Genomic DNA, 7,182 nt, shown 5'->3' with positions numbered 1-7,182 from the left:
CCGCCGCATAGCCGCGTGCAACCGCCGCGGCTAGCGGGCTCTCGTGGATGGCGCCCGCCCAGCCGCCGTTGCCTACCTGCTCGTATCGACCGTTCCAACTCTCAGGGAGCCAGATCGTGATCCCGATTGCAGAATCGTTGGTCGGGCGCGCCACGACCTTCACGACGCAGTGTGCGCCCAGTGCGATAACCGAATTTCCCGCAACTGTCGCGACGCTGGCGGGTGTCGGTCTTGCCGGCACCCAGACCGACGACAGCACGTCTACCTTCGCGATGCGAAGGTTACCGAGCCGATCGCACCGCGCTTCGGCCGAACAAGGCTGGCTCAGAAGCGCAAGCCCGCAAGCCAAGAGCGTCCGAGACAGCCAAGGGCACATACCTAGAACGATTTCGAAACCGAGACACCGACGATGCGCGGACGTATGTAGAAAAAGCTCGTGGGAATCGAATATCCGACGCCCCCTTCTAACACGCCACGCTTGTCGGTGACGTTGTTGACGTAGATGTTGGTTTCCCAGCCCTTCCACTTCGCGCCGATGCTAAGATCGACCTGCGTGTACGCAGGAAAGTTCTGCCGCGTTTGGCCGGCGGCGAGGAAGGTGCCCTGCCGATCGCCGACATAGGTGATGGTGCCACCGGCATAGGCCGTCACCTCCGTTCCGATTGGCCATTCCTGGCGTATCGTGCCATTGGCGGACCAGGCCGGAACCGATGGCAGCCGATCACCGGGCCCGCCGTAGGCGGACGCCCCGGTGGGGAATGCGTCGGTCAGGACGGCCTTGTCGTAATCGACCCATCCGGAGGCGGTAAACCCGGTCCACGGGCGGGCTGTCAGGGCGACCTCTACGCCTTCGCTCTTTGCGCGACCGCCGTTGCCGGTGTAGCCATGATAGGTGGGAGTATATTCGAAGACCTGGATGTTTTTCCAATCGACGTAATAGAGGGACGCGTCGATCGACAGCTTGTGACCGATGAGATCGCCCTTGAGGCCGACCTCGTAATTATAGGTCTTGTCCGGATTGAACGTGACGGGCACTCCCGGGAACAGCAGATTGCCGCCGCCGGGCCTGAAACCCGAGGCGAAGCGGGCATAGACCATGAGGTCCTTCGTGATCTTGTACTGTGGCGTCACGAGATATGTTGCCGGGTGGAAATGCGCGTCGAGCACTTTCTGGATGACCGGGTTGGTATTTCCCGTGAAGATCGGCTCCACGATGCTGTAAGGGCCCGTGATGTTCTCAAGGGACGAGTACCGTCCGCCGACCTGGACACTGAGCCTGTCGGTCGCGTGGAAAGTCAGGTCCGTGAAGACCGCGTATTCATGATATTTGTAGTGATAGTAGCCGTCGTCACCGACCCCGACGATCTGCCCCGTTGTCGGATTCGCTGCGTATGCGGTCTGATGAAGATTGTTCGTGTCGTCGGCAAGGAAGCCGCCGACCACCCAATCAATTCTGTCGCCGAACTTTTTGGTGAGGCGCAGTTCTTCGGTGAGGTTCTCTGGTTGAAAGTCGTCGGCATAGGGCGCCCCGGAGACCCCGAATGTATTGTTAACATATCCGCCGAAGACCGCGCTGAAGTCGAAATTGTCCCGGTAGCGTGTCTTGTTGTAACCAGTTAGCGAGACGATGTGGAAGCTACCGAGGTCGGCCTTCACCGTCAGGCTGTAGGCTTCCGTCACACGATGCGATGCACCTGTGCCCGGAATGAATTTCTGCTGAAGATCGCCGAGGCCAGGACCAACCGTGACGTCGGAGACGCCATCGCCTCGATCACTTTGATAAAGCGCGCTTCCGATAATAGAGACGTTGTCCCCGACCTTCCACAGTACCGAAAATCGCCCACCATAAGTGCGGAGTTCGTTGACGCCTGTGCGGCCGATCGATGGATCATCGATACAACCGGGCTCTTGCCGGCGGAACCCGCTGAGGCGTACTGCAAGGTTGTCCGATATCGGAATGTTGAACGCGCCGCGAACCTGGTAGCCCGCCTGGGCACCATTCTCGATCGCGGAGATCCCAGCTTCGACCCGGCCGCTGAACCGGTCGGTCGAGGGGGTTCTAGTGACAAATTTAATAAGTCCGCCCATGCTGCTCGCGCCGTAAAGGGCTCCCTGCGGACCACGAAGAACCTCAATCCGTTCCAGATCGCCCGGATCGATGTCCGGAAGCGAGTTTCCTTGGGCAATCGGGCTTCCGAACGGTACGTCGTCGATCACGAAGCCGACGGTTGGAATGGCGCTGCTACCGGTCGTGATGCCGCGGATCGCGATCATCGTATTCTGTTCGTACGATGGCGTGATCTGCAGCCCCGGGATCGTGTTGTAATAGTCTTTGAGGAGCACCTTGCCGTTGTCAGTAAGGTTGCCGGTGTTCACGACCGCCAACGGAATGGGAACGTCCTTTGCGCGCTGCGACTGCTTCTGCGCGGTGACGACGATGTCGGAACCGTTCTCGGCCCCACCGCTTCGGTTTCCCATGAACGCGTTTAGGCGCAGGACGATGATACCGCCCTTGTCCGATACGATCTCGAGACCGGTGCCCCGGATGAGTTCATTTAGCGCTGCTCGAGCGTCGAGCGAACCCTCGATGGCGTGGCTCATGACCGACGCCGGCATGTCCGCAGGCGCGATGACCTGAAGTCCGGATTGCCGACCGAAGGCGGCGATGGCGCTGGGTGCGCTCTGCGCCGGAATATCGAACCGCGCGATTTGTGCCACCGCAGACGAAGACAAGGTTGCGAGGGCAAAGGCAACGCCGCTCAGCAGGACATTTCTCGAGATCATGCATTCCCCCGCATCATTGCCGGGACTGCTGCCCCAGTTGCCTTAGGATGCAGCTCGGGGATCGTCCCGCCATTGGTGCGCGAGAAAAATGTCAGTCCTTCGAGATAATCACCTGGTTTCCCTGCCGGACGGTCTTCAGTCCAAGGCTCAGCGCGGCATTGCGGGCAAAACCCTCCGGATCGTTGGTCGCGTAAATGCCGGTAATGTGCCGATCCGCGATAGATGTGTCGTCCACTCTGATCTTAATGTCGGAATACCGACTGAATTCCTCTGCCGCTTCGCCGAGGGTCATTCCCTGCAGATCGAGCCGGCCGGAACGCCAAGCAAGCGCGCTCTCGACCTGTGCTGGATTGAGCATCGTGATGACCGGACTCGAATCAGCGTTTACCGCGAAAGCAATGCCAGCATGTACGCGACCCAGAACCTCTTCACCGCGGCCCACTTCAACCACCCCCTCGGTCACGACCACGCGGATCGCCTCTGGCCCGGTGCGGCGTACGGTAAAGCTCGTGCCGACCGCGCGAACACTCAGGTCGCCCGCATAGACGATGAAAGGACGATTGGGGTCGGGGGCGACGTCGAACAGCGCCTCGCCCTCATCAAGGTCGATCCGCCGCACGCTCGCCGTCATTGTCGGCCTCAATCGCGTCAGCGTGTTGAGCGTGACGTGCGAGCCTTCGCGAAGCGCCACCTCGCGCGTGCCGCCCTTTGAGGTCGCGATCGCCGGCAGCGCCGGACCCGTGCCGTGTCGGCGGAAGGAAAGGAGGCCGAGGCCAGCTGTCGCAGCAACGGCGACGCTCGCCGCCGTCGCCATCATTTGCCGCCGCGTCGGCCGTTCATTTGGTGCGCTTCGGTCTACAAATTCTTCGCCGAGCGCCGCTGCCCGGTCGAGGTGGAGATTGATCGCCATCGCACGGGCATAAGCACCCGATCGACGGCTGTCGGCTGATGCCCACGCTTCGAGTTTAAGCTGTTCGTCGTCGGAAAGGGGACCGCGATCGATCCGAGCTGCCCAATCCGCCGCAGCTTGCTCAATCTCGGCTGCCGATTCTCGTGGCGGGTCCGGCTCCGTCGGAGTTGCTTGATTCATGGGTATAAGATGCCGTTACCCTGCGGTTTCCGCCACGGCCAATATCATGGCCCAGGACACCGAGCGCTTTCCCGATGTGTTTCTCCACCGTGTTCTCCGACACTCCCATAGCGGAAGCCACATCGCGCTGGCTGAGCCCGCGCACTTTCCGGAGAACGAAGGCTTCCCGGCATTTCGTCGGGAGCTTGTCGATCAGCTTCGCAAGGCGTCCCAGTTCCTGCCGCCCCGCAGCGATCATCTCCGGTGACGGGGCAGAATCGGGGATAGAGAGCGCATCAAACTCGGCCAACGCGCTAAATGCAACAACGCGAGATTGGCGAAATGATTGGAGGACGACCGATTTCGCTACCTCGAATAGATAGATGCGGGGGTTATGGATATGATCGGTGGACTTCATCCCGGCCAGGATCGCATAGCTCTCCTGGATCACATCATCGATATCGAGACCTGGAATTGCACGGCGCCCAAGCCAAGACCTTAGCTCAGGTTCATGTACCAGGATGTATTGCGTAAGCCAGTAGGCTCTCTCGGAAGATGCGAGCATTGTTCGACCGATACTGGCTGAAAGTGACAAGCCGGCGACACTCCCGGCGGCGCGCACAGAGTTAGTGAGTTGCGGCAGGGCACCACGAATCGGCTGCGTCAGACCGAACCGAAAGGTGTGGTTCCAGCTTCGATAGCCTCAAAGACGTCGACAGTGCTGCGCGACGCCTAGCCCCTGTGTAGCCGTAGACCGCCGCAGATACGCTCGCGCGATTGGGCTGTTGTGATCGACTGATCTTCGCATTCTTTAGCTGCCCAACGCCGGTAGCGATGACGCCCGGCGCTTGGGAGACCAGCGTTGGCAGAGGTCAGAAACATCGTCGCATTTCGCAGCACCGCGATGCTGCGCAGCGCTCTTGGTCCTGCCATCGCGACGTGGCTCGATGAGCGCCAAGTCTCCGAAATCATGCTCAACGCGGACGGGCGCCTGTGGGTCGACCGGCTGGATAGCGGCATGGCCGATACCGGCGAGCGCCTATCGCCGATGCAGGCTGAGCGCATCATCCGGCTCGTTGCGCACCATGTCAGCGCGGAGGTGCATCGCGGCTCCCCGCGTGTGTCGGCAGAGCTGCCGGAGGGCGGAGAGCGCTTCGAAGGTCTGTTGCCGCCGGTCGTGACCGAGCCGGTCTTCTCGATCCGTCGGCCGGCGAGCCTGCCGCTAGCGCTCGCCGACTATGTGGCCGCGGGCACGATGACGGCAACGGCCGCCACCTATCTCGCGGGCGCGGTCAAAGACCGCGCCAATATCCTCGTCGCGGGGGGCACCTCGACCGGCAAGACGACGCTCACCAATGCCTTGCTGGCAGTGGCATCGGGCGGCAGCGACCGCATCATCCTGATCGAGGATACGCGCGAGCTGCGCTGCGACGCTGCCAATGTTCTCGCGCTGCGGACCGCACCGGGCGTCAGCATGACCGACCTGGTACGATCGAGTCTGCGGCTGCGCCCTGATCGGATACCGATCGGCGAGGTGCGCGGTCCCGAGGCGCTCGACCTGTTGAAAGCTTGGGGCACTGGTCACCCCGGCGGGATCGGTACGATCCATGCCGGCACCGCGACCGCCGCGCTGCATCGGCTCGAGCAGCTGATCCTCGAAGCCATCGCCCATATCCCGCGCGCGCTGATCGCCGAGACGATCGACGTAATCGCAGTGCTGACGGGCCGCGGCGCCGAGCGTCGGCTGTCCGAACTCGTTCGTGTCGAAGGCCTCGCCCCCGACGGCACCTACCGCCTCCTTCCTCTCCTCATGAAAGCCGGAGATCCATCATGATCCTTACTCGTCGTTCGTTGTCCGCCCGGATCGCCAGTGCGCGGGAGCGCGGGCCCGACCTCGGGCGCAAGGCCTTGGCCAGCGTCACGGTCGGCCTTGGTCTCGCGATCGCGGTCCCCGCCGAGGCCAGCGGCACCGGCATGCCGTGGGAAACCCCGCTGCAGTCGATCGTCGACTCGGTGCAGGGCCCGGTCGCCAAGGTGATCGGCGTGATCATCATCGTGATCACCGGCCTGACGTTGGCGTTCGGTGACACGTCCGGCGGTTTCCGCAAGCTTATCCAGATCGTGTTCGGCCTGTCGGTCGCGTTCGCGGCGTCGTCCTTCTTCCTGAGCTTCTTCAGCTTCGGCGGCGGGGCGCTGGTCTGATGCAGGACCCCATGATGGGGGGCGATCTGCCCGGGTTCGCGGCGCCGGTGCATCGCGCGCTCGCCGAGCCGATCCTGCTGGCGGGCGCGCCGCGCGCGCTGGCGATCGTCAACGGGACGCTCGCTGCCGCGATCGGGATCGGGCTTCGCCTCTGGATCGCCGGCATCGTGATGGCCGTGGTCGGGCACGGTCTTGCCGTGTTCGCCGCGCGCCGCGACCCGCAGATCCTCCCCGTCGCCCGCCGCCACATCGCGCTTCCCACCCTCTTCGAAAGCTAAAGGCCATGTTGTTCCTGCGCGAACATGCCCGCCGCGCGTCGCGGCTCTCGGACTTCCTGCCCTGGGCGGCGATGATCGCTCCCGGCATCATCCTCAACAAGGACGGCAGCTTCCTGCGAGCCGCCCGCTTTCGCGGCCCTGATCTCGACAGCGCGACCCAGGCTGAACTCATCGCGACTTCGGCGCGGCTCAACAGTGCGCTCAAACGGCTCGGCACCGGATGGGCAATCTATGTTGAGGCGCAGCGCAGGGCGGCGCCGGGCTATCCGATCTCGGAGGGCTTCGCCGATCCGGTATCGGCGTTAATCGACGAGGAACGCCGCCACCTGTTCGAGGGCGGCGACGTCGATCAGCCGAACTTCACCAGCAGCTTCTATTTGACGCTGCAATGGCTGCCGCCGGCCGACGACACGTCGCGAGCGTCCGCGCTGCTCTACGAGGGCGGCGCTCAGGCGATCGCAACCGCCGCCGACCATCTCGATGATTTCGAGCGCGAGACGGGCCGCCTCCTCGACATGATCGAGGGCGTCATGCCCGAGGCGGCCTGGCTCTTGCCATCCGAGACGCTGACCTACCTGCATTCGACGATCTCGACGCATGATCAGCGGATCGGCGTGCCCGAGACACCGATGCACCTCGACGCGCTGCTAGCGGACGAGGTGCTGGTGGGCGGGCTCGCGCCGCAGCTCGGCAACAAGCATCTGCGCTGCCTGTCGATCACCGGCTTTCCGGCGGCGACGGTCCCGGGGATGCTCGACGAGCTGAACCGGCTCGGCTTCGCCTACCGCTGGACGACGCGCGCGATCTGCCTCGACAAGGTGTCGGCGCAGCGGATGCTGACCCGCATCC

The 7,182-nt window shown here is 63.1% G+C and carries 7 protein-coding genes and 2 pseudogenes; 4 read left to right on the top strand and 5 right to left on the bottom strand.

The features are described 5' to 3' along the window. The 5 genes and pseudogenes from JOZ79_RS14130 to JOZ79_RS06890 form a co-directional block, all read right to left on the bottom strand. The coding region (locus JOZ79_RS14130; protein WP_366514800.1) for a tannase/feruloyl esterase family alpha/beta hydrolase at positions 1-376 on the bottom strand (376 nt) is incomplete at its 3' end. Between the two features lie 2 nt (positions 377-378). Then, complete coding sequence (locus JOZ79_RS06900; RefSeq protein ID WP_294072399.1) at positions 379-2,601, bottom strand: TonB-dependent receptor; 2,223 nt, start codon at positions 2,599-2,601, stop codon at positions 379-381. Positions 2,602-2,875: 274 nt separating this feature from the next. Further along, positions 2,876-3,694 (bottom strand): FecR domain-containing protein, encoded by an 819-nt coding sequence (locus JOZ79_RS06895; protein WP_294072396.1) that lies wholly within the window; start codon positions 3,692-3,694, stop codon positions 2,876-2,878. Positions 3,695-3,703: 9 nt separating this feature from the next. After that, positions 3,704-3,874 (bottom strand): annotated as a pseudogene (locus tag JOZ79_RS14125) (DUF4880 domain-containing protein); the annotation flags it as partial. Further along, complete coding sequence (locus tag JOZ79_RS06890; protein ID WP_294072393.1) at positions 3,816-4,418, bottom strand: sigma-70 family RNA polymerase sigma factor; 603 nt, start codon at positions 4,416-4,418, stop codon at positions 3,816-3,818. The pseudogene JOZ79_RS14125 and the gene JOZ79_RS06890, both read right to left, overlap by 59 nt. 339 nt (positions 4,419-4,757) lie before the next feature. Here JOZ79_RS06890 and trbB point away from each other — a divergent pair, with 339 nt between their 5' ends. The 4 genes and pseudogenes from trbB to JOZ79_RS06870 form a co-directional block, all read left to right on the top strand. Beyond that, complete coding sequence (gene trbB, locus JOZ79_RS06885; RefSeq protein WP_294072402.1) at positions 4,758-5,687, top strand: P-type conjugative transfer ATPase TrbB; 930 nt, start codon at positions 4,758-4,760, stop codon at positions 5,685-5,687. Next, the gene (locus tag JOZ79_RS06880) at positions 5,684-6,055 is read left to right on the top strand and encodes a TrbC/VirB2 family protein (protein ID WP_294072390.1); all 372 of its coding nucleotides are present in this window, start codon (positions 5,684-5,686) and stop codon (positions 6,053-6,055) included. Before trbB ends, JOZ79_RS06880 begins: the two co-directional genes overlap by 4 nt. An 11-nt stretch (positions 6,056-6,066) precedes the next feature. Then, positions 6,067-6,333, top strand: coding sequence for a VirB3 family type IV secretion system protein (locus tag JOZ79_RS06875; RefSeq protein ID WP_294072387.1), 267 nt, complete (start codon positions 6,067-6,069; stop codon positions 6,331-6,333). A gap of 5 nt (positions 6,334-6,338) precedes the next feature. Then, positions 6,339-7,182, top strand: a pseudogene (locus JOZ79_RS06870) (conjugal transfer protein TrbE); the annotation flags it as partial.

Source organism: Sphingomonas sp. (assembly GCF_019242355.1).
In the GTDB taxonomy this organism is placed as follows: domain Bacteria; phylum Pseudomonadota; class Alphaproteobacteria; order Sphingomonadales; family Sphingomonadaceae; genus Sphingomicrobium.
The sequence above is the reverse complement of the archived record's forward strand: the minus strand, read 5'-3'. Positions and strand labels throughout refer to the sequence as shown.